General features: G+C 66.1%; 22 protein-coding genes. 14 read left to right on the top strand and 8 right to left on the bottom strand.

Going from position 1 to position 23,866, the window contains the following annotated elements:
* The first annotated feature begins 7 nt into the window (after positions 1–7).
* Together L6D89_RS05490 and L6D89_RS05485 are read left to right on the top strand one after the other, a co-directional pair.
* Positions 8–3,268, top strand: coding sequence for a pilus assembly protein (locus tag L6D89_RS05490; protein WP_236199015.1), 3,261 nt, complete (start codon positions 8–10; stop codon positions 3,266–3,268).
* A 10-nt stretch (positions 3,269–3,278) separates the two neighbouring features.
* Positions 3,279–3,671 carry a type IV pilin protein gene (locus tag L6D89_RS05485; RefSeq protein WP_236199014.1) on the top strand — a complete coding sequence of 131 codons (393 nt, stop codon included), beginning with the start codon at positions 3,279–3,281 and terminating at the stop codon, positions 3,669–3,671.
* Between the two features lie 7 nt (positions 3,672–3,678).
* Here L6D89_RS05485 and L6D89_RS05480 read toward each other — a convergent pair whose 3' ends face one another.
* Positions 3,679–4,266 carry an LOG family protein gene (locus tag L6D89_RS05480; RefSeq protein ID WP_236199013.1) on the bottom strand — a complete coding sequence of 196 codons (588 nt, stop codon included), beginning with the start codon at positions 4,264–4,266 and terminating at the stop codon, positions 3,679–3,681.
* A 395-nt stretch (positions 4,267–4,661) separates the two neighbouring features.
* Between L6D89_RS05480 and azu the strand changes: the two genes are divergently transcribed.
* Complete coding sequence (azu, locus tag L6D89_RS05475; RefSeq protein WP_236171316.1) at positions 4,662–5,108, top strand: azurin; 447 nt, start codon at positions 4,662–4,664, stop codon at positions 5,106–5,108.
* Positions 5,109–5,231: 123 nt separating this feature from the next.
* A complete protein-coding gene (trhA, locus tag L6D89_RS05470; protein ID WP_184595256.1) occupies positions 5,232–5,858 on the top strand; it encodes a PAQR family membrane homeostasis protein TrhA in 627 nt (208 codons plus the stop codon).
* Between the two features lie 44 nt (positions 5,859–5,902).
* On the opposite strand, the gene nadE is transcribed toward trhA, so the two are convergent.
* Genes nadE through L6D89_RS05455 form a run of 3 tightly spaced genes read right to left on the bottom strand, consistent with a single transcriptional unit; the run spans position 5,903 to position 8,610 of the window.
* Positions 5,903–6,730 carry an ammonia-dependent NAD(+) synthetase gene (gene nadE / locus L6D89_RS05465; protein ID WP_236171317.1) on the bottom strand — a complete coding sequence of 276 codons (828 nt, stop codon included), beginning with the start codon at positions 6,728–6,730 and terminating at the stop codon, positions 5,903–5,905.
* A 30-nt stretch (positions 6,731–6,760) separates the two neighbouring features.
* Complete coding sequence (pncB, locus tag L6D89_RS05460; RefSeq protein ID WP_236199012.1) at positions 6,761–7,960, bottom strand: nicotinate phosphoribosyltransferase; 1,200 nt, start codon at positions 7,958–7,960, stop codon at positions 6,761–6,763.
* Between the two features lie 2 nt (positions 7,961–7,962).
* Positions 7,963–8,610 (bottom strand): nicotinamidase, encoded by a 648-nt coding sequence (locus tag L6D89_RS05455; protein WP_236199011.1) that lies wholly within the window; start codon positions 8,608–8,610, stop codon positions 7,963–7,965.
* Positions 8,611–8,779: 169 nt separating this feature from the next.
* Here L6D89_RS05455 and L6D89_RS05450 point away from each other — a divergent pair, with 169 nt between their 5' ends.
* The gene (locus L6D89_RS05450) at positions 8,780–9,472 is read left to right on the top strand and encodes an NrtR DNA-binding winged helix domain-containing protein (RefSeq protein ID WP_236199010.1); all 693 of its coding nucleotides are present in this window, start codon (positions 8,780–8,782) and stop codon (positions 9,470–9,472) included.
* Positions 9,473–9,643: 171 nt separating this feature from the next.
* On the opposite strand, the gene L6D89_RS05445 is transcribed toward L6D89_RS05450, so the two are convergent.
* On the bottom strand, positions 9,644–10,537 hold the full coding sequence (locus L6D89_RS05445; protein WP_236199009.1) for a LysR family transcriptional regulator: 894 nt from the start codon (positions 10,535–10,537) through the stop codon (positions 9,644–9,646).
* A gap of 119 nt (positions 10,538–10,656) precedes the next feature.
* On the opposite strand from L6D89_RS05445, the gene amaB reads away from it, so the two are divergent.
* The 9 genes from amaB (at position 10,657) to L6D89_RS05400 (ending at position 21,530) form a co-directional block, all read left to right on the top strand.
* Positions 10,657–12,147 carry an L-piperidine-6-carboxylate dehydrogenase gene (gene amaB, locus L6D89_RS05440; protein WP_276574779.1) on the top strand — a complete coding sequence of 497 codons (1,491 nt, stop codon included), beginning with the start codon at positions 10,657–10,659 and terminating at the stop codon, positions 12,145–12,147.
* A 273-nt stretch (positions 12,148–12,420) separates the two neighbouring features.
* Positions 12,421–13,704, top strand: a complete 1,284-nt coding sequence (amaA, locus tag L6D89_RS05435) for an L-pipecolate oxidase (RefSeq protein ID WP_236199008.1) — start codon at positions 12,421–12,423, stop codon at positions 13,702–13,704.
* A 413-nt stretch (positions 13,705–14,117) separates the two neighbouring features.
* Positions 14,118–15,254, top strand: a complete 1,137-nt coding sequence (locus tag L6D89_RS05430; RefSeq protein WP_192434176.1) for a branched-chain amino acid ABC transporter substrate-binding protein — start codon at positions 14,118–14,120, stop codon at positions 15,252–15,254.
* A gap of 135 nt (positions 15,255–15,389) precedes the next feature.
* Positions 15,390–16,304: an ABC transporter permease subunit gene (locus L6D89_RS05425; protein ID WP_054906392.1), complete on the top strand. Its 915-nt coding sequence runs from the start codon at positions 15,390–15,392 to the stop codon at positions 16,302–16,304.
* 2 nt (positions 16,305–16,306) lie between these two features.
* Positions 16,307–17,611, top strand: coding sequence for a high-affinity branched-chain amino acid ABC transporter permease LivM (livM, locus tag L6D89_RS05420; RefSeq protein WP_054906393.1), 1,305 nt, complete (start codon positions 16,307–16,309; stop codon positions 17,609–17,611).
* Complete coding sequence (locus tag L6D89_RS05415) at positions 17,608–18,483, top strand: ABC transporter ATP-binding protein (protein ID WP_236199007.1); 876 nt, start codon at positions 17,608–17,610, stop codon at positions 18,481–18,483. The genes livM and L6D89_RS05415 overlap by 4 nt, the downstream gene beginning before the upstream one ends.
* Positions 18,480–19,196, top strand: a complete 717-nt coding sequence (locus L6D89_RS05410) for an ABC transporter ATP-binding protein (protein ID WP_236171324.1) — start codon at positions 18,480–18,482, stop codon at positions 19,194–19,196. Before L6D89_RS05415 ends, L6D89_RS05410 begins: the two co-directional genes overlap by 4 nt.
* A 117-nt stretch (positions 19,197–19,313) precedes the next feature.
* Entirely contained in the window at positions 19,314–20,237 is a 924-nt protein-coding gene (gene lhpI, locus L6D89_RS05405) for a bifunctional Delta(1)-pyrroline-2-carboxylate/Delta(1)-piperideine-2-carboxylate reductase (protein WP_236199006.1), read from the top strand.
* A gap of 528 nt (positions 20,238–20,765) precedes the next feature.
* On the top strand, positions 20,766–21,530 hold the full coding sequence (locus tag L6D89_RS05400) for an SDR family oxidoreductase (RefSeq protein ID WP_236171326.1): 765 nt from the start codon (positions 20,766–20,768) through the stop codon (positions 21,528–21,530).
* Positions 21,531–21,895: 365 nt separating this feature from the next.
* On the opposite strand, the gene L6D89_RS05395 is transcribed toward L6D89_RS05400, so the two are convergent.
* From L6D89_RS05395 to L6D89_RS05385, 3 genes are read right to left on the bottom strand one after another with little or no spacing between them, the layout of a single operon-like run.
* On the bottom strand, positions 21,896–22,468 hold the full coding sequence (locus L6D89_RS05395) for a HupE/UreJ family protein (RefSeq protein ID WP_236171327.1): 573 nt from the start codon (positions 22,466–22,468) through the stop codon (positions 21,896–21,898).
* A 58-nt stretch (positions 22,469–22,526) separates the two neighbouring features.
* The gene (gene ureG / locus L6D89_RS05390; protein ID WP_037012004.1) at positions 22,527–23,141 is read right to left on the bottom strand and encodes an urease accessory protein UreG; all 615 of its coding nucleotides are present in this window, start codon (positions 23,139–23,141) and stop codon (positions 22,527–22,529) included.
* 10 nt (positions 23,142–23,151) lie between these two features.
* Positions 23,152–23,829, bottom strand: a complete 678-nt coding sequence (locus tag L6D89_RS05385; protein WP_236199005.1) for an urease accessory protein UreF — start codon at positions 23,827–23,829, stop codon at positions 23,152–23,154.
* Positions 23,830–23,866 lie beyond the last annotated feature (37 nt).

The raw sequence follows: 23,866 nt of genomic DNA, 5'->3' as shown, positions 1-23,866 counted from the left end.
GGTTGCGGTGGGCCGCGGAAGACTTGGTTTCCTGATGCTGTGCTCCAGCCTGGCGGGCTCGTTGCTGGCCGCGCCGGTCAGCCAGGTTCCGCTGCAGATCGCCAGCGGCGGAGCGGGCAACCTGCTGCTGTTGCCCTCATCGGCCCACGAGGCAGTAGCGGCGGCGGCCAATCCAGATCCTGTCTACTCCAGCGCTGAGCGCTACATCGGCTACTTCGACCCGGACAAGTGCTACGCGTACCGTCACGCCGAGACGGCCCCGGCTCGCTACTTCCAGCCTATCGGTCAGGCCTTGGCCCATGCCTGCCGGCAAGCGTGGAGCGGCAACTTCCTCAACTGGGCGACGGCGCAGGCTGTCGATGTGTATCGCGCTGTCCTGACCGGCGGCGACCGCTTTATCGACAGCGTCGGCCTGACGGTACTGCAGAAGGGCCGGAGCCTGGAGCAGGGCGCAGCCTTCCCGGATCGCAGCCTGCCGCTCGACGCTGTCGCGGGGGCGACGCCATTTTCCGGCACAACGCTGTATCTGCGTATCGGCGGGGAGCAACGCAGCCTGTTGCTCAGCCGCGCTCCCGAGTTTCCCGGCGAGCCGCAGGAGTTCCTGTCGGGCGAGCCGCTGCTGCCAGCGGCGACCTATCGGCTGATGGTGCGCGTGGAGGTCTGCGTGGGTGGGCAACTGGAGCGCAATTGCCAGCGTTACGGCGAGCACTACAAGCCCGAGGGGCTGCTGCAGCAATACGCCGGGCGCTTGCGCTTCAGCCTCTTCGGCCGCCCAGACGATGCAGGCAGCGCAGTGTTGCGCGTGCCGCAGAAATTCGTCGGCCCCTGGCTGGACGATGGACAGGACAATCCGTTGCAGGAGTGGTCGGCGCAGACCGGCGTACTCATCGATCGGCAGGCTGGTGTGCTGCTTTCCCTCAATCGCTTTGATGAGGGTGGCGGGCTGCCAGGACAGTTCGATGATGTCGGTGAGCTGCTGCATGCCGCCACGAGTTACCTGCGCTACCAGGATGCGGACACGAACTCGCCCCGTTGGAGCGATCCGTTCTTCTACGCCTGCCAACGCAACGCCCTGCTCGGGATTGGCGGCGCGGGTGACGGTGAGGCCGGCGGCAGCCTGCTGCATTTCGGTGATGCTGAAGTGGCCCAGGCAGCGCAACGGGTGGCGGCCATGCAGGGCGGCACGGGCACCGCCGCTGCGTTCGCCCTGGCGGGGCTGGCCTATGACGCCCATGTGCGCGACCTGCGCCCGGACCTGCCCGGCCGGCAAAGCGCGTCCACTTACTGGCTGGCATCGTCGCGCGAGGTGTCCGGGCCTGGCAGCGCTCTCTGGCTGGCGACCCAGTACGGTGGCTTCGTGGTTCCGCGCCGCTACTCAGCGTCGCGCACCACGCCATTGCCGGATAGCTGGTGGAAGGGCACGGCAGGTCGGCCGGCCAACCTGCTGCAGCTCAGCGACCCCGACAGGCTGCGCGATGAGCTGAAGCAGGCATTCGCCCGCGTGGCCGACGATATACCGGGAAGCATCGGTAACTTCAGTGCGGGCCCGCAGTTCGGCCAATGGTTCAGCGCCTTGCTGGAGGGTCGGTACTGGAGCGGCGATCTGCAGCTCTGGAGTGAGGGCGAGCGGCTGCCGCGGTGGTCGGCTGCGCAGAAGCTGGATGAGTTGAGCGAGGCGCAACTGGCCGGGCGAAATATCCTCACAGTGCGGCCGGCCTTGGCCGGGGCGGATGGCGTGCAGGTGGCCAATGAAGGCGCGGTCTTTGTCTGGCGTGACCTGAACGATGAACAACGGCGCAGGCTGGGCGCCAAGCAGGGCGAAGCGCTGCTGGACTACCTGCGCGGTTCGCGCCTGCAGGAGCGCCGCGAGCCGGGCAGCGCGTTGCCGTTCCGCCAGCGTTCCAGTCGTTTGGGCGATATTGTCGGATCGCGGCCGGCCTACTCCTGGCATGACCCCCAGCCATACGGCGAGCTTCCCGAACCGCTGGGTAGCGGCTACCGGGAATTCCTCGCCAGCGCGCTTTACCAGCAGCGCGCGCCGCTGGTGGCAGTGGGAGCCAACGACGGCATGTTGCACGGATTCGATGCGCTCGACGGGCGGGAGCTGTTCGCCTTTGTGCCAGCGGCGGTGTTGGGGCACCTTCGCGAGCTGGCCGATCCCGGCTATGTGCATCGCTACTACGTCGATGGGACGCCGATGGTGGGCAACGCCTGGATCGGCGAGCGTTGGCGAACCCTCCTGGTGGGCAGCACGGGGGCGGGCGGGAACAGCCTGTTCGCGCTGGACATCAGCGATCCCGAACAGGTGCGGCCGGGCAGTGTGCTCTGGGAGTTCAGCCATCCTGACCTCGGCTACACGCTCGGGCGGCCGAGCCTCATGGCCCTGGCTTCGGGACGGTTCGTGGTGGCGATTTCCTCCGGCGCCCGGGACCCGGAAAGCCGCAGTGGGGCCATCTGGCTGCTCGATGCGGCGAACGGGCGGGTGCTCAAACGCATTGAACTGCCCGGCGCCGGTGATCTGGGGCCGGTCACGGCGATCAGCAGTACGGGCGACGTCACTGCCAATCGCCTCTATGTGGGCGACAGCCTCGGGAATCTCTGGCGCGTGGACCTGGCGGGCGAGGACGGCAGCCATTCGGCGATACCGCCCTGGTTGGCCGGCAAGCCGTTGTTCCGCGCGCAGGCGCCGGATGGCAGTCCCCAGGCGATCAGTGCGCCAGTGGCGGCTACGCTGGACCGCGGTGGGCAGGTGCGTGTGCTGTTCGGCAGCGGCCGCTATTACCGCGCGGGGGATGACGAGCCCTCGGCGCAAGGCGAAAGTCTTTACGGCGTACTCGACGACGGGAGGGCCCTGGCAGGGCGCTCGGACCTGCGGCCGGTGTCCTCGGGTGTCGACATCGGCGGTGCCAGTGGCTGGTACCTGGACCTGCCGGCGGGTGGCCCGCGGGTGGTGGAGCAGGCGCAGGTTCGTGATGGAAAGCTGGTGCTGTTCAACCTGATCGCCGTGGGAGAGGATCCCTGCAGCGATCCGCTGGTTTACGCCTCGGTCGTGCTGGATGCCGGCAGCGGCGAGGCGCTGGCCGGTGGTCTGCCAAGCGGCGAGGTGGAGGACAATGACGCAGCACAGCAGTGCAGCGCTGCGCTGCTCCAGCCCGACCCGGAAGGCCCCTGGCGCATCGTGGGGGTGGATCGCGCAGGCCGTCCGCAGTCTGAAGCGCTCGAGTTGCTCCGCGACAGTGGCCGCAAGGCCTGGTGGGAGGCTCGCTGAGATGAGGCCGATGACGCGAGTGACTGGCGGTTTCACGCTGGTCGAAATGCTGGTCTGCCTGAGCCTGATCGGCGTCCTTCTGGGCATTGCCCTGCCGACATACCGCGAGCATATCCAGCGCGTGCGTCGCCTGGATGCGCAGAAGTCTCTGGTGGAGCTGGCGCAGTCGCTGGAGCGCTTCTACACCAGCCGAGGCAGTTACGTGGGCGCCACGTTGCCGTTCGAGCAGTCGCCGCGGGAGGCACGGGAAGCCTATTACCGCCTGGGCTTTGCCTCTGGCCCGGAGGCGTCGCGCTACGTCCTGCAGGCCGAGCCGGTTGGCGCAATGGCTGGGGACGCCTGCGGAGTGCTGACGCTGGCCAGCAGCGGGCTCCGTGGCGCGGCCGCGGAGCGCTGCTGGTAGCGAGGTGTCAGGTCGGCGTGCGATCCACCCACTTCGGCGCAGCCAGGGGCTTCCAGGCAGCGAGGGCGCTGACCAGCGCGGCGGGCGAGGCGGCACGCTGCAACATGTCACGGTGCGGCTGGCGCACGAAACGCTCCTGCACCAGGTGGTCGAGGAAGGTCAGCAGCGGGTCGAAGAAACCGTTCACTTCCAGCAGGCCAAGCGGCTTGGCGTGGTAGCCCAGTTGCCCCCAGGTCCATACCTCGAAGAGTTCTTCCAGGGTGCCCAGGCCCCCCGGCAGGGCGATGAAGGCGTCGCTCAGCTCGGCCATGCGGGCCTTGCGCGCGTGCATGCCATCGACCACTTCCAGGCGGGTCAGTCCGCTGTGGCCGACTTCGGCGTCTTTCAGGCTCTGCGGGATGATCCCGATGACCTCTCCGCCCGCGGCCAGCGCGGCATTGGCGACCATGCCCATCAGCCCCACGGCCCCGCCGCCGTAGACCAGCTGGATGCCGTTCTCGGCGAGATGGCGGCCGAGGGCTTCGGCGGCCTCCTGATAGATCGGGGTGGCGCCGGGGCTGGCGCCGCAGAATACGCAGATGGAACGCAAGGTCATGGAGCTGTCCTCGATTTGCTGGCCTCGTTTTGCAGGCCGTCAGGGTAGCGGCAGCGGGGAGTCCGACCAAGCGCGAAATGCACTACTCCACTTGCAACCGGCGGTCGCCACCGCCGCAGGCCCCGAGGGCGTAGCAAGCGAGCAGGTGCTGTAGCAGCAGGCTTTGTAACAGCGGAAGACGGTGCATGGCGCGAACTCCTGTTGGGCCGGGGGATGGCGTCTATGCTAGGCGGGGTGCGCTGATCTGCCTCGTTGATCCTGCTGATCGACCTGATAGACAGTTCGAGGCTTGGCTCATGGCCGAAGGCCATTGATGCAGATCAGGGGAACCCCGATCGCGTTCGGGCAGTCTTCCCCTTCAGGATTCTCCGCCCAACCTGCCTAGGAGGCATGTCATGTTCCGTAAACTCGCCGCTGTATCCCTGCTTGGCCTGTTCAGTGCCCCGCTGCTGGCCGCCGAATGCTCCGTGGACATCCAGGGCAACGACCAGATGCAGTTCAGCACCAACGCCATCAGCGTCGACAAGAGCTGCAAGACCTTCACCGTGAACCTGTCCCACCCGGGCAGCCTGCCGAAGAACGTCATGGGCCATAACTGGGTCCTGACCACCGCCGCCGACATGCAGGGCGTGGTGACCGACGGCATGGCCGCCGGTCTGGACAAGAACTACGTGAAGGACGGTGACACCCGCGTGATCGCCCACACCAAGATCATCGGTTCCGGTGAGAAGGATTCGGTGACCTTCGACGTCTCCAAGCTGAAGGCCGGCGATGAATACGCGTTCTTCTGCTCCTTCCCGGGCCACTCGGCCATGATGAAGGGCACCCTGTCCGTGAAGTGATTCGGCTTTGCTGAAAAGCTTGTGATTCGAAAGCCCGACTATTGGTCGGGCTTTTTATTTCACGCTTTTTATTTAAAAAAACGGAGTTAGGGTGTCCGTTGCTGGAATCCAAACGGGGGACCCATGTACCACGGTGAACGCTTCAACGCCTGGACCCACCTGATCGGCGCCGTGCTGGCCCTGGTCGGCGGCATCTGGCTATTGGTCGCCACCAGCCTGCTGGGCGAGCCGTTGCGCATCGTCAGCGTGGCGATCTATGGCACTACACTGCTTTTGCTCTACAGCATCTCCACGCTCTACCACAGCGTGCGGGGGCGGGCGAAAGTCATCCTGCGCAAGCTCGACCACCTGTCGATCTACCTGCTGATCGCCGGCAGCTACACGCCATTCTGCCTGGTGACACTCAAGGGGCCCTGGGGCTGGACGCTGTTCGGTATCGTCTGGTCGATGGCGGTGATCGGCATGCTGCAGGAGATCAAGCCGCGCTCCGAGGCGCGGGTGCTGTCGATCATCATCTACGCGGTGATGGGCTGGATCGTGCTGATCGCGGTCGGGCCGCTGTATCGCGCGCTGGGCGGCGCGGGCTTTGCCTGGCTGGTGGGCGGCGGCGCCTTCTACACCATCGGCATCATCTTCTTTGCCTACGACAGCCGCTTCCGTCACTGGCACGGCATCTGGCACCTGTTCGTGATCGCCGGCAGCCTGCTGCACTTCATCGCCATCTGGCGCTACGTCATTCCCCAGCATTGAGCCGGACGGCGCGGGCCTACCCCGCGCCGCTAGCTGCAGAGTGCTTACGGCGCGGTCGGCAGGGCGCGCTTGTGGTGGGTCTTCTCGAAGGTGCGGACGATGATGTCGAAGGCCTCCTGGCTGACCTCCTGGCCGTGCAGGAAGGCGTCGATTTCCTTGTAGGTCACGCCGTGGGAATGCTCGTCCGGTTTGCCGGGGGCGAGGTCCTCGAGGTCGGCGGTCGGCACTTTCTCCACCAGGTGCTCCGGCGCGCCGAGGCTGCGGGCGATGCTGCGCACCTGGTTCTTCACCAGGCCGGTGAGCGGGGCGAGGTCGCAGGCGCCATCGCCGAACTTGGTGAAGAAGCCCATCACCGCCTCGGCAGCGTGGTCGGTGCCGACCACCAGACCGGCGCGGGCGTTGGCGATGGTGTACTGGGCGACCATGCGGATGCGTGCCTTGGTGTTGCCCAGGGCGAAGTCGCGGGTGGCCGGGGCCAGGCCTTCCAGGGCCTGGGTTTCCGCCGCCAGCGCCTGCACCGACGGGCCGATGTTCACGGTGTGGCGCTCGTCGGGGGCGATGCAGTCCACCGAGTCCTGGGCGTCCTGTTCGTCGCCCTGCACGTTGTACGGCAGGCGCACGGCGAGGAAGCGGTAGTCCTGCTTGCCGGTCTCGGCGCGCAGGCCTTCCACGGCGCGCTGGCAGAGCATGCCGGCGGTCAGCGAGTCGACGCCGCCGCTGATGCCCAGCACCAGGGTCTTCATCCCCGAGCCCTTCAGGCAGTCCTGGATGAAGCGCACGCGGCGCTGGATTTCGGCCTGCAACTCGGCGTCGGACTGGAAGGGCGGCTGCACGTTGAGTTCTTTGGCGATGGCGGCCTGTCTGTCTTTCATCGAAGGGCTCCTGGTCGGATGCGAAAAAGGTTACTGCGCGACCTTGAACACGTGGCGCAGGTAGGCGACGAAGTTCTCGTCGCGGCATTGGGTCTTGCCCGGGGTATCGGAAATCTTCGCCACGGGGTGGCCGTTGCAGGCCGTCATCTTGATCACGATGTTCATCGGTTCCACCCCGGGGATGTCGCAGGTCAGGTTGGTGCCGATGCCGAAACTGACGTTGATCTTGCCACGCAATGCACGGAAGAGCTGCAACGCCTTGGGCATGTCGAGGCCGTCGGAGAACACCAGGGTCTTGCTCATCGGGTCGATTCCCAGGCGGCGGTAGTGAGCGATGGCCTTCTCGGCCCAGACCAGCGGATCGCCCGAATCGTGGCGCAGGCCATCGAAGAGCTTGGCGAAGTACAGGTCGAAGTCGCTGAGGAAGGCGTCCATGGTAATGCAGTCGGTCAGGGCGATGCCCAACTGGCCGCGGTATTCGCGTACCCAGCAGTCCAGCGCGGCGATCTGGCTGTCGATCAGTCGCGGGCCGAGCTGCTGGTGAGCCATCAGCCATTCGTGGGCCATGGTGCCGATGGGCTTCACGTCGAATTCGCGGGCCAGGTGCACGTTGCTGGTGCCGACGAAGCGGCCGGGGAAGTCGCGCTTGAGGATGTGCACGACTTCTTCCTGGGTGCGGTAGGAGAAGCGCCGGCGGGTGCCGAAGTCGGCCACCTGGAATTCCTTCAGCTCTGCCTCGCTGGCATTGCCGGCCAGCCAGTCGAGCTTGCGATAGAGCTGCTCGCCGGCCTGCTCCAGCACCACGTCGCGATAGCGATAACGGTTGCGCACCTCGCTGACGATGGCCAGCAGCGGTACCTCGAAGAGGATCACGTGCAGCCACGGCCCGCGCAGGCGGATGGCCAGCTGGCCGTCCTCGATACTGGTGTGCACGTAGCGCAGGTTGAAGCGGAACAGGCTGAGGAAGCGGATGAAGTCCGGCTTGATGAACGGGATGCGCTCGAGGAAAGCCAACTGGTCGGGAGTGGCTTCCAGCTCGCCCAGGCGCTCGATGCGGTAGCGGATTTCTGCCAGGTACGGGCGCAGGTCCTCGGCGTTGCGGCAGCGGAATTCCCACTCCACTTCGGCGTTGGGGTAGTTGTGCAGCACTGCCTGCATCATCGTCAGCTTGTAGAAGTCGGTGTCCAGCAGGTTCTGCACGATGTTCTCGGCAAATACGCTCTCGGCCATGATCAGTTCTCCCTGATGCCCGCGAGGGCGCTATCCAATTCGTTCTCGTCCGCGCAGAGGATGACCCCGGCGCTGCGCATTTCGTTGCAGGCGGCCTTCGCGGTTTCCTCCGCGATGGCCCGGCAGGCCGGCAGGTACAGCAGCACCTGGAAGCCGGCGCGGCGCAGTTGCAGCGCGGTGGTCTTCACGCAGTAGTCCAGCGCCAGGCCGCCCACCAGCACGTGGCTGACCGCGTTCTGCCGCAGGTATTCGATGGCCCCGGTGCTGCTGCGTTCGCCCAGGTCGTGGTAGCACGCACCGTAGGGGTGCAGATCCGGCTCGACGCCCTTCCAGATGAAGAAGTCGTAGTCCATCGGCTTGGGCAGCTCGTCCAGCAGCTCGAAGCCCGGCGTACCCGGCACACAGTGACTGACCCAGGTGAGGTCGGCATTGGGCAGGGCGAGCGGCTGCAGCATCTGTGCCGGCTCGCTGACTACCCAGGGCGCTTGCGGGCTATGCGCGTCCTTGCTGCCCAGGCGCAGGCTGGCGCGCTCGGCCATCCGGTTCAGCGCGCCGCCGATGGCATCACCGCCGGGGACTGGCAGTTCGTTGGGGCAGAGCGGGGTGAAGCCTTTCTGGGCGTCTATATCGAAGCTGGCGATCAGGTTCATGGAAGCCTCCGCTTGACCGTTGGTGGCCTGTCGTGGCTACATAATTCACGACGTGAAATAAGTCGTCAAGCAGAAAGATGGAAAATCATCGGAGGTGGAAGATGCTTTGTGTACGTGGTGAAATAAGTCACAGAGCTTCCTGCGGCGAGGAAGCGTGCGAGGAGCATCGATGAGTACCGCTGAAGTGCTGGCCACCGTAGACATCGTGGCGCTGCGTCTGAACCCCGAGCGCGGGCTGGAACTGCTGTTGATCCGCCGTGCCCAGGCGCCGTTCGAAGGTCAGTGGGCGTTGCCCGGCGTGCTGATCAACGGCCGCTGCGCCGACCATGGCCTGGATGACGCCGCCCTGCGCGCGCTGCGCGAGAAGGCGCGGGTACAGCCGGCCTACATGGAGCAGGTAGCCACGGTCGGCAACGCTGTGCGTGACCCGCGTGGCTGGTCGCTGAGCGTGTTCTACCTCGTGCTGGTGACGCCGGATACCGATCTGGTCGCCGATGATCTCGACTTCGTGCCGCTGGAGTCAGTGCGCAGTGAGCGCTATGCGTTGCCCTTCGATCACGGCCAACTGGTGCAGCAGGCCTGCGAGCGGCTGGCCGGCAAGTCGGTGTACAGCGCGCTGCCGCTGCACCTGTTGCCGGAGCGCTTCACCGTGGCCGAGGCGCTGAAGGCCTTCGAGCTATCCATCGGCGAGGAAATCCAGCATTCCAGCTTGCGCGGACGGCTGGAGCGGATGAAGGTGGCGGGTTGGGTGGAAGATACCGGCGAGCGCCACCAGCCGCCGATGGGGCGGCCGCAGCATGTGTTGCGCTTTACGCCGCAGGGAGATGGGGCGTTTGTGTTTGATCGGAGTTTGTTGGTCTGAGGTTTCTGCGCTCGGGCATTCCCCTCACCCCAGCCCTCACCCGGAGGGAGAGGGAGCCGTTCGTGCCGGCTGATGATCTGGCGCGAACCTGTGCCTGATCAGTCACCTCTGCCTTTGGAGCGGGGCGCGCAGCCAGGGTTAGGGTGAGGGTCTCTTGGCGCCGCGCTGAACTCACCCCTCCATCCGCTCCTCGATCCACTCGACGAACGCCCTAACCTTGGGCACCGCCGCCGCATGTTCGGGATACGCCAGGTAGTAGCCGCTGCGGCTCGCCAGCCCGTGCTCCCAGGCGATCACCAGCTTGCCTTCGCTCAGCTCCTCTTCCACCAGGAAGCGCGGCAGCAGCGCCACACCGCAACCTGCCTGGGCGGCGCGGATGCACATGTAGAAAGTGTCGAAGCGCGGCCCGTGGTAGCTGTGCTCGCTGTGCTGGCCGAGGCTGAGGAACCACTCGTGCCAGGCCTCCTGGCGGGTGGCGTTCTGCAGCAGGACCAGGTCGGCCAGTTGCGTCGCCTCGCTCAGCGGCTGCGCCGGCAGGATCGCCGGTGAGCACACCGGCACCATTTCCTCGCCGAACAGCGCCACGCATTCCGCGCCGGGCAGGGTGCCGGCACCGAAGAAGAAGGCGATATCGCAGCGCGACTGCAGGAGGTCGCCCGGCTCCAGTTCCTGGCGCAGGTCCAGGTGGATGTTCGGATGGCGGTGGCGCCAGCCATTCAGTCGCGGGATCAGCCAGCGCGCGCCGAAGGTCGGTGGCGTCGCCACGCGCAGCACTTCGGTCTCGCCGCCGTAGGACAGGAGGTAGTGGGTGGACATCTCCACCTGCATGAGGATCTTGCGCACTTCCACCAGGTACAGGTCGCCTGCCGGGGTCAGTTGCAGGCGGCGGCGCACACGGCGGAACAGCAGGTGCTGGAGCATTTCTTCCAGCTGCGCCACCTGCTTGCTGACCGCGCTCTGGGTCAGGTTCAGCTCCTCGGAAGCGCGGGTGAAACTCAGGTGCCGCGCCACCGCCTCGAAGCATTGCAGGGCGGTCATGGACGGCAGGTGGCGTTTGCTCAGCATGGTGGGCAGTTCATGAATTTACGGAATGATGTGCATAGGAAACGTCGTTTGTTGTGCCCAGGCAAGCCGTTTATTACTGCTGGCATTCCAACTGGTTCTGAACCCATTCAGGAGTCCGCATGATTTCCGCACTGCTCGAATCCCTCGGCGTCGACGCCCGCCTGGTCACCGGTGGCGATCAGGTCATCCACACTCCCATCGACGGCAGCCGCCTGGGCGCGGTGCGCCTGGAAAGCGCCGCCGAGGTGGAGCAGAAGATCGGTCGCGCCGCCCGTGCCTTCGACGCCTGGCGCAAGGTGCCGGCGCCGCGTCGTGGCGAACTGGTGCGGCTGTTCGGTGAGGAGCTGCGGGCGAGCAAGGCGGCACTCGGTGAGCTGGTGTCCTGGGAGGCCGGCAAGATCACCCAGGAAGGCCTGGGCGAAGTGCAGGAAATGATCGATATCTGCGACTTCGCGGTCGGCCTGTCGCGCCAGCTCTACGGCCTGACCATCGCCTCCGAGCGCCCCGGCCACCACATGCGCGAGACCTGGCATCCGCTGGGCGTGGTCGGGGTGATCAGCGCCTTCAACTTCCCGGTTGCGGTGTGGTCGTGGAACACCGCGCTGGCGCTGGTCTGCGGTAACTCGGTGGTGTGGAAGCCGTCGGAGAAAACCCCGCTCACCGCGCTGGCGTGCCAGGCGCTGTTCGAGCGCGCGCTGAAGAAGTTCGGTGATGCGCCGGAGCACCTCAGCCAGGTGGTGATTGGTGATCGCAGCGCTGGCGAAGCGCTGGTGGATGACGTGCGCGTCGCCCTGGTCAGCGCCACCGGCAGCACCCGCATGGGTAGCGAAGTCGGCCCGCGCGTAGCGGCTCGCTTCGGCCGCAGCATTCTCGAGCTGGGCGGTAACAACGCGATGATCCTGGCGCCCAGCGCCGACCTCGACATGGCCGTGCGCGCCGTGCTGTTCAGCGCCGTCGGCACCGCCGGGCAGCGCTGCACTACGCTGCGCCGGCTGATCGCCCACGAGTCGGTGAAGGACGAGTTCGTCAGTCGCCTGAAGACGGCATATGCCAAGGTGCGCATCGGCCATCCGCTGGAAGGCAATCTGATCGGGCCGCTGATCGACGAGCGCAGCTTCCTGGCCATGCAGGGCGCGCTGGAGCAGGCGCGCGGCGAGGGCGGTGTGGTGTTCGGCGGCGAGCGCCAACTGGCCGATAAATTCCCCGACGCCTATTACGTGTCGCCGGCCATCGTCGAGATGCCCGAGCAGAGCGACGTGGTGCGCAGCGAGACCTTCGCGCCGATCCTCTACGTGGTGCCCTACAAGGACTTCAACGATGCGCTGGCGCTGAACAATGGCGTACCGCAGGGGCTGTCGTCGTGCATCTTCACCACCGACCTGCGCGAGGCGGAAGCCTTCATCTCGGCGGTGGGCAGCGACTGCGGCATCGCCAACGTCAACATCGGCCCCAGCGGTGCGGAAATCGGTGGCGCCTTCGGTGGCGAGAAGGAAACCGGCGGCGGCCGCGAGTCCGGCTCCGACGCCTGGAAGGGCTATATGCGCCGGCAGACCAACACCGTGAACTACTCGCGGGAACTGCCGCTGGCGCAGGGCATAGTCTTCGACTGATGGCACCGGGGCCAAGGGCCCCTGTAGGAGCGAGCTTGCTCGCGAACGGAGTCCGGCTGGACTTCGGCGTCATGCGGTTCGCGAGCAAGCTCGCTCCTACACAAAGGCCTCGGCTCGCGATGTGGGCTTGCTGTACAGCACCGTAGGGCGAATAACCTGGAACAGGTTATCCGCCGTTCGGCTGCGGCGGATAACGCTGGCGCGTTATGCGCCCTACAACGGCCCAACCGCCGTACAGAGTCATTCACAAGGTTCGCGTAGAAGGATCGCTGGATGTCGCTTCGCCAAGAATGTCTGTGGGAACACCTGACCCCCGATCGCCCGGAAGCCCCGGAGCTGCGCGGGGATCGCAAGGTCGACGTGTGTGTCATCGGCGCGGGCTTCACCGGCCTGTCCGCCGCGTTGCATCTGCTGGAGCGCGACCAGACGGTCTGCGTGCTGGAAGCCCACACCACCGGCCACGGCGGCTCGGGGCGCAACGTCGGGCTGGTCAACGCCGGCCTGTGGATTCCGCCGGACGAGATCGAAGCGGGCATGGGCGCGGAGGTTGGCCAGCGGGTCAACCGCATGCTCGGCAATGCGCCCTCTCTGGTGTTCTCGCTGATCGACAAGTACGCCATCGATTGCCAGGCGCGCCGCGAAGGCACCCTGCACATGGGGCACAACGCCCGCGGCCTGGCCGACCTGCGCAGCCGCTGCGAGCAATGGGGTCGCCGCGGCGCTCCAGTGGAACTACTGACCGGCGCCGAGTGCGAGCAGGCCTGCGGCACCGACAAGATCGCCGGCGCGCTGCTCGATCGCCGCGCCGGTACGCTCAACCCCATGGCCTACGTCAGCGGCCTCGCCCGCGCCGTCGTTGGGCTGGGCGGTGAGCTGTACCACCATTCCCCGGTGGTTGGGCTGGTGCGTGTGGGCAGTGCGTGGAACGTGATCACCGCCGGTGGCGTCGTCACCGCCGAACAGGTCGTGATTGCCTCCAGCGCCTATACCGAAGGCGAATGGACCGAACTGCGTCGCACCTTCTTCCCCGGTTACTACTACCAGGTTGCCTCGCGCCCGCTGGAGGGCGCCGAAGCCGCGCGCATCCTGCCGGGCGGGCAGGGTTCCTGGGATACCCGCCAGGTGCTCAGCAGCATCCGCCGCGACGCCGACGGCCGCCTGCTGCTCGGCAGCCTCGGCAAGGGCACCGGCAAGCCGGCGTGGTTCCTGAAGAGCTGGGCGGATCGCATCCAGCAGCACTACTTCCCCCGGCTGGGCAAGGTGGACTGGGAGTTCACCTGGACCGGCTGCATCGACTTCACCCCCGACCACCTCATGCGCCTGTTCGAGCCGGCGCCGGGGCTGGTCGCCATGAGCGGCTACAACGGCCGTGGCGTCACCACCGGCACGGTGGTGGGCAAGGCCTTCGCCGACTTCCTGCTGGACGGGGACGCCAGCGCCTTGCCGATGCCGCTCAGGCCCATGGAGGAGATTTCCGCCGTGGGCCTGCGCAGTTGTCTGTACGAAGCCGGCTTCTCCCTCTACCACGCCGGGCAATGCCTGCGGGTGGTGATCTGAGGCGGTTCAATCCGGGGCGCTCGCCGCCCCCGGTTTGACTCGGCCACGCTCGCTGCACTTTGGTCTAGCCTCTTATGGTGCGTTACCCCAGCGGGTCTGCACCGCGGATGTGCAGTTCGGTGACAGCGACGGTTACGGTTGGGGTTGCGCCTGTGGTGGCTGGAAAAAGGCCGCCTACGGGAAGGTGGGTTGCACCCTTTTGCCTGCCTGGTTGCACCTTCTGTTTTCAGTGGGTTGCACGTGTCTAGCGCTAGACGTCTGCCAGCTCTGGCTGTTTTTGCTGTAGGACTTGGTTAATAACAAAAACGAATGGCACGCCGCTTGCTGTCGATTAATCGCTGAATCGCTTAAACGAGAAATCGCCAACAAGAACTACAACGCGCCATTACAAAAACCCTCAGGAGCAAAACTCCATGTCGCAGAAGATTTTCAGAAAAGGCTTTCTGGCCCTGGCGGTAACCACCGCGCTGGGCATGTCTTCCGTTGTACAGGCCGATGTCGTTATCGGGGTCGCGGGTCCGCATACCGGGGCCAACGCCTCGTTCGGTGAGCAGTACTGGCGTGGGGCTAGCCAGGCCGCGGAAGACATCAACGCCGCCGGCGGTATCAATGGCGAGAAGATCAAGCTGGTAAAGGCGGACGACGCCTGCGAACCGAAACAGGCCGTGGCCGTGGCCAACCGCCTGGTGGACCAGGACAAGGCGGTCGCCGTGGTCGGCCACTTCTGCTCCTCCTCCACCATCCCCGCCTCGGAGGTCTACGACGAAGCCGGCATCATCGCCATCACCCCCGGCTCCACCAACCCGCAGGTCACCGAGCGCGGCCTTTCCGGCATGTTCCGCATGTGCGGCCGTGACGACCAGCAGGGCGTGGTTGCCGGCGACTACATCGTCGACGTGCTGAAGGCGAAGAAGGTCGCGGTGATCCACGACAAGGACACCTACGGCCAGGGCCTGGCGGACGCCACCCGTGCACAGCTGAACAAGCGCGGCGTGAAGGAAGTGCTGTACGAAGGCCTGACCCGTGGCGAGAAGGACTTCAACGCCCTGGTCACCAAGATCCGCGCCTCGGGCGCAGAAGTCGTCTACTTCGGCGGCCTGCACCCGGAAGCCGGCCCGCTGGTGCGTCAGATGCGCGAGCAGGGCCTGACCGCCAAGTTCATGTCCGATGACGGCATCGTTACCGATGAACTGGTCACCACCGCCGGCGGCCCGCAGTACGTCAAGGGCGTGCTGATGACCTTCGGCGCCGACCCGCGCCTGATCCCGGACGGCAAGGCCGTGGTGGAGAAATTCCGCGCCAATGGCTTCGAGCCGGAAGGCTACACCCTCTATGCCTACTCCTCGGTACAGGCCCTGGCCGCCGCCTTCAACGGCGCGGGCAAGACCGACCCGGCCAAGGCCAGCGCCTGGCTGAAGGCCAACCCGGTGCAGACCGTGATGGGCAAGAAGGAGTGGGACAAGAAAGGCGACCTGAAAGTCTCCGACTACGTGGTCTACGAGTGGGACGACAAGGGCAAGTACCACCAGCTCGACGCGTTCAAGAAGTAACCGCCTGACCCGGCCGGCGCCGCTACCCGCGGCGCCGGCTTCCCCGCAGGTCGGCGGTACGCGCGCAGCTGGTCACGAGCCGGTGATTGCGCGAGCCGTCAGCCTTTCCTGCACTGCTTGCGCGAGTACCCAATCGTGGACGGTATCTTCCTTCAGCAAATGATCAACGGGCTGACCCTCGGGTCGGTCTACGGTCTGATCGCCATCGGCTACACGATGGTCTACGGCATCATCGGCATGATCAACTTCGCCCACGGCGAGGTGTACATGATCTCCGCCTATCTCTCGGCGGTGGGCCTGGCCCTGCTGGCCTTCTTCGGCCTGCAGTCGTTCCCGCTGCTGATTCTCGGCACCCTGGTCTTCACCATCTTCGTCACCGGCGTGTACGGCTGGGTGATCGAGCGCATCGCCTACAAGCCGCTGCGCAACTCCACGCGCCTGGCGCCGCTGATCTCCGCCATTGGCATGTCGCTGATCCTGCAGAACTACGTGCAGCTGGCCCAGGGCCCGCGCCAGCAAGGCGTGCCGACCCTGCTCGACGGCGCCTTCAAGTTCCACATCGGCGAAGGCTTCGTGCAACTGACCTACACCAAGGTGTTCATCCTCATCGCCGCCTTCGTCGGCATGGGCGTGCTCACCTACGTGATCCAGTACACCAAGCTCGGGCGCATGTGCCGCGCCACCCAGCAGGACCGCAAGATGGCCTCGATCCTGGGGATCAACACCGACCGGGTGATCTCCTACGTGTTCGTCATCGGCGCCGCCATGGCCGCGCTGGCCGGCGTGCTGATCACCATGAACTACGGCACCTTCGACTTCTACGCCGGCTTCATCATCGGCATCAAGGCATTCACTGCCGCGGTGCTCGGCGGCATCGGCTCGCTGCCCGGCGCCATGCTCGGCGGGCTGATCCTGGGCGTGGCCGAGGCGCAGTTCTCCGGCATGGTCAACACCGACTTCAAGGATGTGTTCGCCTTCGGCCTGCTGGTGACCATCCTGATCTTCCGACCGCAAGGGCTCCTGGGGCGTCCCCAGGTATCGAAGGTGTAAGCATGACGTCCGTTACCCAGACTTCAGCCGCGCCGGCCCCGGCGCGCATCGATATCCGGAAGAGCCTCATCGACACCGTGCTGGCCGGCCTGATCGCCCTGATCGTGTTCGGCCCCATCGTCGGCATCGTGCTCGATGGCTACAGCTTCAAGGTCGAGCCGGTTCGCCTGGCCTGGATGATCGGCGCGGTGATGCTCGGTCGCCTGCTGCTCAGCCTGTTCCTGCAGACCCCTGCCGGCCTGCGCATCATGGACCGTTTCGAAAGCTCCGACTCGGGCATCAGCGTGCTGCCGCCGGGCTACAAGACGCGCCTGCGCTGGATAGTCCCGCTGGTGATCCTCGCCGCGGTGATCTTCCCGTTCTTCGCCAGCAAGTACCTGCTTACCGTGATCATCCTCGGGCTGATCTACGTGCTGCTCGGCCTGGGCCTGAACATCGTGGTCGGCCTCGCCGGCCTGCTCGATCTCGGCTACGTGGCCTTCTACGCCATCGGTGCCTATGGCCTGGCGCTGGGCTACCAGTACCTCGGCCTGGGCTTCTGGACGGTGCTGCCGCTGGCGGCCATCGTCGCTGCGCTGGCGGGGGCGCTGCTGGGCTTCCCTGTGTTGCGAATGCACGGTGACTACCTGGCCATCGTGACCCTGGGCTTTGGCGAGATCATCCGCCTGATCCTCAACAACTGGCTGTCCTTCACCGGCGGCCCGAACGGCATGCCGGTGCCGTCGCCGACCTTCTTCGGCCTCGAGTTCGGTCGCCGGGCGAAGGAGGGCGGCACGCCGATCCACGAGTTCCTCGGCATCGATTACAACCAGAACTTCAAGTTCCTGTTCATCTACATCGTGCTGTTCCTGGTGGTCATGCTGGTGCTCTACATCAAGCACCGGCTGACCCGCATGCCGGTCGGCCGCGCCTGGGAAGCGCTGCGCGAGGACGAGATCGCCTGCCGCGCCATGGGCCTGAACCACGTGCTGGTGAAGCTCTCGGCGTTCATGCTCGGCGCGTCCACTGCCGGGCTGGCAGGGGTGTTCTTCGCCAGCTACCAGGGCTTCGTCAACCCGTCGTCGTTCACCTTCTTCGAGTCGGCGCTGATTCTCGCCATCGTGGTGCTGGGCGGCATGGGGTCGACGGTGGGCGTGGTGATCGCCGCCTTCGTCCTCACCGTGGCGCCGGAGCTGCTGCGCAGCTTCGCCGACTACCGCGTGCTGCTGTTCGGCATCCTCATGGTGCTGATGATGATCTGGCGGCCGCGCGGGCTGATCCGCATCAGCCGCTCGGGCTTCGCCGTACGCAAGGGGGTGGCGCCATGAGCGGTGACAAGATCCTCAGCGTCGAGCACCTGATGATGCACTTCGGCGGCATCAAGGCGCTCAACGACGTCAACCTCGACGTGGAGCGCGGCTCCATCACCGCGCTGATCGGCCCCAATGGCGCCGGCAAGACCACGGTGTTCAACTGCCTCACCGGTTTCTACAAGGCCACTGGCGGCAACATCCTGCTCAACACCCAGGGTGGCACCACCGACATCATCAAGGTGCTCGGCCAGCCGTTCCAGGGTGGCGACTTCGTCAACCCGGCGCAGTTCGGCAACCGCCTCTACTATAAGATGTTCGGCGGCACTCATCTGGTGAACCGCGCCGGCCTGGCGCGCACCTTCCAGAACATCCGGCTGTTCCGCGAGATGTCGGTGGTGGAGAACCTGCTGGTGGCCCAGCACATGTTTGTCAACCGCAACCTCATCGCCGGCGTGCTCAATACCCCCGGCTACCGCCGCGCGGAAAGCGAGGCGCTGGACCACGCCTTCTACTGGCTGGAAGTGGTGGACCTGGTGGACTGCGCCAACCGCCTGGCCGGCGAGATGTCCTACGGGCAGCAGCGCCGCCTGGAGATCGCCCGCGCCATGTGCACCCGGCCCGAGCTGATCTGCCTCGATGAACCCGCCGCCGGCCTCAACCCTGCGGAAACCCAGGCACTGGCGCGCATCGTCCGCTACCTGCGCGACCACCACGGCATCACCGTGCTGCTGATCGAGCACGACATGGGCATGGTGATGAACATCTCCGACCACATCATCGTGCTCGACCACGGCGTGGTCATCGCCCGCGGCGGCCCGGAGGAAATTCGCCACAACGACAAGGTCATTGCCGCCTATCTCGGCGCAGACGAAGAGGAGCTGGCATGACGGCGCCGATGTTGGAATTCCGTGAGGTGGATGTGTTCTACGGGCCGATCCAGGCGCTGAAGAAAGTCTCGCTGACCGTCAACGAGGGGGAGACCGTGGCGCTGATCGGCGCCAACGGAGCCGGCAAATCCACGCTGCTGATGTCGATCTTCGGGCAGCCCCGCGCGGCGGGCGGCGCGATCCTCTACAAGGGCCAGGACATCCGCCACAAGTCCGCGCACTACGTGGCCTCCAACGGCATCGCGCAGTCGCCCGAAGGGCGCCGGGTGTTCCCCGACATGACCGTGGAGGAAAACCTGCTGATGGGTACCATCCCCATCGGCATGGAGCACGCCCAGGAAGACATGCAGCGCATGTTCGACCTCTTCCCGCGCCTGAAGGAGCGGCGCAACCAGCGCGCCATGACCATGTCCGGCGGCGAGCAGCAGATGCTCGCTATCGCCCGCGCGCTGATGAGCCGACCCAAGCTGCTGCTGCTCGACGAGCCTTCGCTGGGGCTGGCGCCGATCGTGGTCAAGCAGATCTTCCAGACCCTGCGCGAGCTGGCGCAGAGCGGGATGACGCTGTTCCTCGTGGAGCAGAACGCCAACCACGCGCTGAAGCTGTCGGACCGCGGCTACGTGATGGTCAACGGCGAGATTCGCCTGAGCGGTACCGGTGCGGAACTGCTGGGTAACCAGGAGGTTCGCAACGCCTATCTCGGGGGGCACTGACGCGGTCGCCTTTTGTAGGAGCGGACTTCGTCCGCGATGTTCTCAGGCGCGCCGGGAAGCATCGCGGACGAAGTCCGCTCCTACGGTTATCCATCGCTTTCCCGCAGTGGGGTTTCCATGCAAGACCTCCGCTTCCTCACCAACGCCGACGTGGCCCACAGCCTGGGTTATCCGCAACTGATCGAAGCCCTGCGCATCGGCCTCGCCCATGAGTGCGAAGCCCCGGTGCGCGGCTGCCATGAGCTGCCCGAAAACGCCTCGCTGCTGACCATGCCGGTGTGGCGCCCCGGCCAGGACATCGGCGTGAAACTGGTCACTGTGTTTCCCGGCAATGGTGCGAAGAATCTGCCGGCGGTGGCCGCGCTGTTCTGTCTGTTCGACGGCAGCAGCGGCCGCCCGCTGGCCATGCTCGAAGCCTCGGAGCTGACCGCTCGGCGCACCGCCTGCACCTCTGCGCTGGCCGCCGATTACCTGGTGCGCCGCGATGCGCGGCGGCTGCTGGTGGTCGGCAGCGGCACCCTGGCGCCGCACATGGTCCGCGCCCACTGCGCGGTGCGCGAGTACGAGGACATCGCCCTCTGGGGCCGCCAGGAAGACAAGGTGCTGGCGCTGGTGAAGCAATTGCAGGACGAAGGCTACCCCGTTCATGCCTGCCCCGACTTGCGTGGCGGAGTCGCGGCGGCGGACTGCATCAGTTGCGTCACTACTTCCCGCGAGCCCATCGTGCTCGGCGAATGGTTGCGCTCGGGTTGCCACCTCGACCTGGTTGGCGCCTTCCTGCCGAGCATGCGCGAGACCGACAGCGAAGCCGTGCGCCGCGCGCGCATCGTCGTCGACACCCGCGAAGGCGCGCTGGAAGAAGCGGGCGACTTGCTGATCCCGATGGGCGAGGGCGTGATCGAGGAGGGCGCCATCGCTACCCAACTGAGCGACTTGCTGCAGGGGCGCGGAGCGCGGCGGGATGACAGCGAGATCACCCTGTTCAAATCCGTCGGTCACGCGCTGGAAGACCTGATTGCGGCGCGCCTGCTGGTGCCGTGAAGTTGTCCCGAAAATCTGTGGGCCGGGCTGTGGATAACATCTGGGAGAACGCTGCCAGGCCCCGTGGCCACTGGCGCCGTCACGGGCGGTCGAATTCTGTTCGATCACCCCGCAACCCCTGTATGGATGGACAGGTATGGCTTCGCGGAAAAGTTCCGGGAAACTGACAATTGTCCCCGTCAGCCGTTGAAAGACCTGTGGATAACCTTGGGAAGAACTTCTCCAGCGCAACGCCGGCGCGGCTTGCGCCAGGGCGCTCGAAAATCGTCCAGCGGAAAAGGCGCTTTGCGCTTGCCCACAGAATCCGTGGAGCAGCCTGTGGAAAAGGTGGGTGCAACTCGCGGCGGCCTAGCAGGCATGGGGCTTTCACGCGGCTGTTCGGGTTTTATCCAGCACGGCTGTAACGCAACGCGGCAGGTTCGGGCTGTTATGCTCGACCGACCGACAAGAACGCGCACTGCACGATTTCCCGGCATGCACCGGTGACGGCGGCGCCCAGCACAAGCCTGTAAAAAAGAGGACTTTGCGATGACCACTCCCACCCTGTTCATTACCGGCGCCACCTCCGGCTTCGGCGAAGCCTGTGCGCGGCGTTTCGCCCGTGACGGCTGGTCGCTGGTGATCACCGGCCGCCGTGAGGAGCGCCTGAATGCACTGGCCCAGGAGCTTTCCGCCGAGACCGACGTGCTGCCGCTGGTACTCGACGTGCGCGATCGCGCGGCGATGACCGCCGCCGTGGACAGCCTGCCGGAGAAGTTCGCAAAGCTGCGCGGCCTGATCAACAACGCCGGCCTTGCCCTGGGCACCGACCCGGCGCAGCAATGCGAGCTGGATGACTGGGACACCATGGTCGACACCAACATCAAGGGCCTGATGTACGCCACCCGCCTGTTGCTGCCGCGCCTGATCGCCCACGGCCCAGGTGCGAGCATCCTCAACCTCGGCTCGGTGGCCGGGCACTGGCCCTATCCGGGCGGCCACGTGTATGGCGCGACCAAGGCCTTCGTCGAGCAGTTCTCGCTGAACCTGCGTTGCGACCTGCAGGGCACTGGCGTGCGGGTCACCAACCTGGAACCGGGCATGTGCGAGAGCGAGTTCTCGCTGGTGCGCTTCGGCGGTGACCAGGCGAAGTACGACAAGACCTACGCTGGCGCCGAGCCGATCCAGTCCGCGGACATCGCCGAGACCATCCACTGGATCATGAACCAGCCGCCGCACATCAATATCAACACCCTGGAAATCATGCCGGTGAGCCAGGCGTGGGCGGGGTTCTCGGTGCATCGCAAGGGCTGATGTACGGCCGGCTAACCGTTGCAATCCGGGGTCTCCGTGCCGGGATTTCTCCCTCACCCCAGCCCTCTCCCAGAGGGAGAGGGAGCCGTCCGAGCTTCTGATACCGAGGCTTCATCCTGCACCGGACAGTCCCCTCTCCCGCTTGAGGAGCGGGGCGCGCAGCCAGGGTCAGGGGGAGGGGCTCTTGACCTTGTAGGAGCGGACTCTGTCCGCGATAGGTTCCCAGCGCGCGGGAAGACATCGCGGACGGAGTCCGCTCCTACGCTCCCACCGATGCACCGACTTTTTTGTAGGAGCGAGCTTGCTCGCGAACGGCCTCGCAGCGAGGTTGGTTCGCGAGCAAGCTCGCTCCTGCGAAAAGCGGGTCAGCCGGCGAGCAGCCATGCACCCGCGCCTGCCGAAGCCAGCCCGGCGAAACGCACCAGCGGTGCCGCCGCTTGCGGCAGCGCACGAACAATCCCGTAACCCGCCGCATGCAGCGCAGCGGTTGCCGCGACGAAACCAGCGGCATACAGCCACGGACTGCTCAGTTCCGGCAGCTCCAGTCCGTGGGCCACGCCGTGGGCGAGGGCGAACAACGCGGTTGCGCCCATCGCCAGGAACAGCGGCGGGCGCACGGCCAGCGCGACGCACAGGCCCAGCGCGAGCACGGAAGCGGCAATGCCGGTTTCCATGAATGGCATCTGCAGCCCCTCGAAACCGAGCAGTCCGCCAATCAGCATGCTGCCGACGAAGGTGCAGGGTAGCGCCAGGCGCGCCGCGCCTTTCTGCTGTGCGGCCCAGAGGCCGACGGCGAGCATCGCCAGCAGGTGGTCGAGGCCGCTGATGGGGTGGGCGATGCCGGCGATCAGGCCATGGTCGCCGTGCCCCGGATGGGCGAAGGCCACCGCCGGGGTGAGGAACAGCGCCAGGCTGTAGAGGGCTTTGCGCAATTGCATGGATAACTCCCTGGTTCTTGTCGTGGGGCGACCGTTCTTCCGCGGCCGCGGAAGGGCATCAGGCTGCGGTCAGCAGCCCCTGGCGCTCGATGAAGGTGATGATCTCGGCCAGGCCCTGGCCGGTCTTCTGGTTGCTGAAGACGAAGGGCTTGTCGCCGCGCATGCGCGAGGCGTCCTGGTCCATCACTTCCAGCGAAGCGCCCACCAGTGGGGCGAGGTCGATCTTGTTGATCACCAGCAGGTCGGACTTGCAGATGCCCGGCCCGCCCTTGCGCGGGATCTTGTCGCCGGCGGACACGTCGATCACGTAGAGGGTCAGGTCGGACAGCTCGGGGCTGAAGGTGGCCGAGAGGTTGTCACCGCCGGACTCCACCAGGATCAGGTCGAGGCCGGGGAAGCGCCGGTTGAGCTGGTCCACCGCCTCCAGGTTGATCGAAGCATCCTCGCGGATCGCCGTATGCGGGCAGCCGCCGGTTTCCACGCCGATGATCCGCTCCGGCTCCAGCGCTTCGTTGCGCACCAGGAACTGTGCGTCCTCCTGGGTGTAGATGTCATTGGTGACCACGGCGATGTTGTAGCGCTGGCGCAGGGCGCGGCACAGCGCCAGGGTCAGGGCGGTCTTGCCGGAGCCCACCGGGCCGCCGATGCCGACGCGAAGAGGTTGAGAGTTCATGGCAGTTCTCCTAGGAGCGGAACAGACGGCTGTATTGGGTTTCGTGATTCATGCAGGCCAGCGCCAGGCCGAAGGGCGCGCCGCCGTGGGGCGGGTTGGCGAGTGCTGCCTGGCAGGCGTTGTCGAGGTCGGGGAGCAGTTGCGAGGTGAGCTTCTGCGCGGCCAGTTGGCCCAGCGGCAGGGTCTTCATCAGCACTGCCAGCTGGTTCTCCAGCCAGCTAAACAGCCAGGCGCCGAGAGCCTGCTCCGGGGATAAACCCCAGGCCCGGGCGGCCAGGGCCCAGGCGGCGGCGAACGAGGGCTCGGGCTGTGCGGCAAGCCATTGGCGCGCGGGCTCGTCCAGCTCGGGCAGGGCTTCGAGCAATTGGCCGAGGGAGAAGCCCATCTGCCGATTCTCCAGGCCCAGCTCGCGGGTCTCGCGGCTGGCGCGGTGGCGCTCGGCGGCGTCGCGCAAGGCGCTCCAGTCGGCGCTCTGTGCCGCGCGCAGCAGCTCGGCCAGCAGCGGGCCCTCGAAGCGGGCGAGGTTCAGCTGCAACTGGTCGGCGAGCCAGGTGCGGGCGCCGTCGGAGTCCTTGACCTGGCCCTGGTCGATGGCGCTTTCCAGCCCTTGCGAATAGCTGTAGCCGCCAATGGGCAACTGCGGACTGGCCAGGCGCAGGAGCGACCAGAAACTGAAGGATTCAGCCATGGGCGATGACCTTCTCATGTCTGCCGTTCGGCTCCCT

This window comes from Pseudomonas pseudonitroreducens (assembly GCF_021603645.1).
Taxonomy (GTDB): Bacteria; Pseudomonadota; Gammaproteobacteria; order Pseudomonadales; family Pseudomonadaceae; genus Pseudomonas; species Pseudomonas pseudonitroreducens.
Note: the sequence above shows the minus strand (reverse complement) of the source record. Positions and strands in the feature narration are given on the sequence as shown.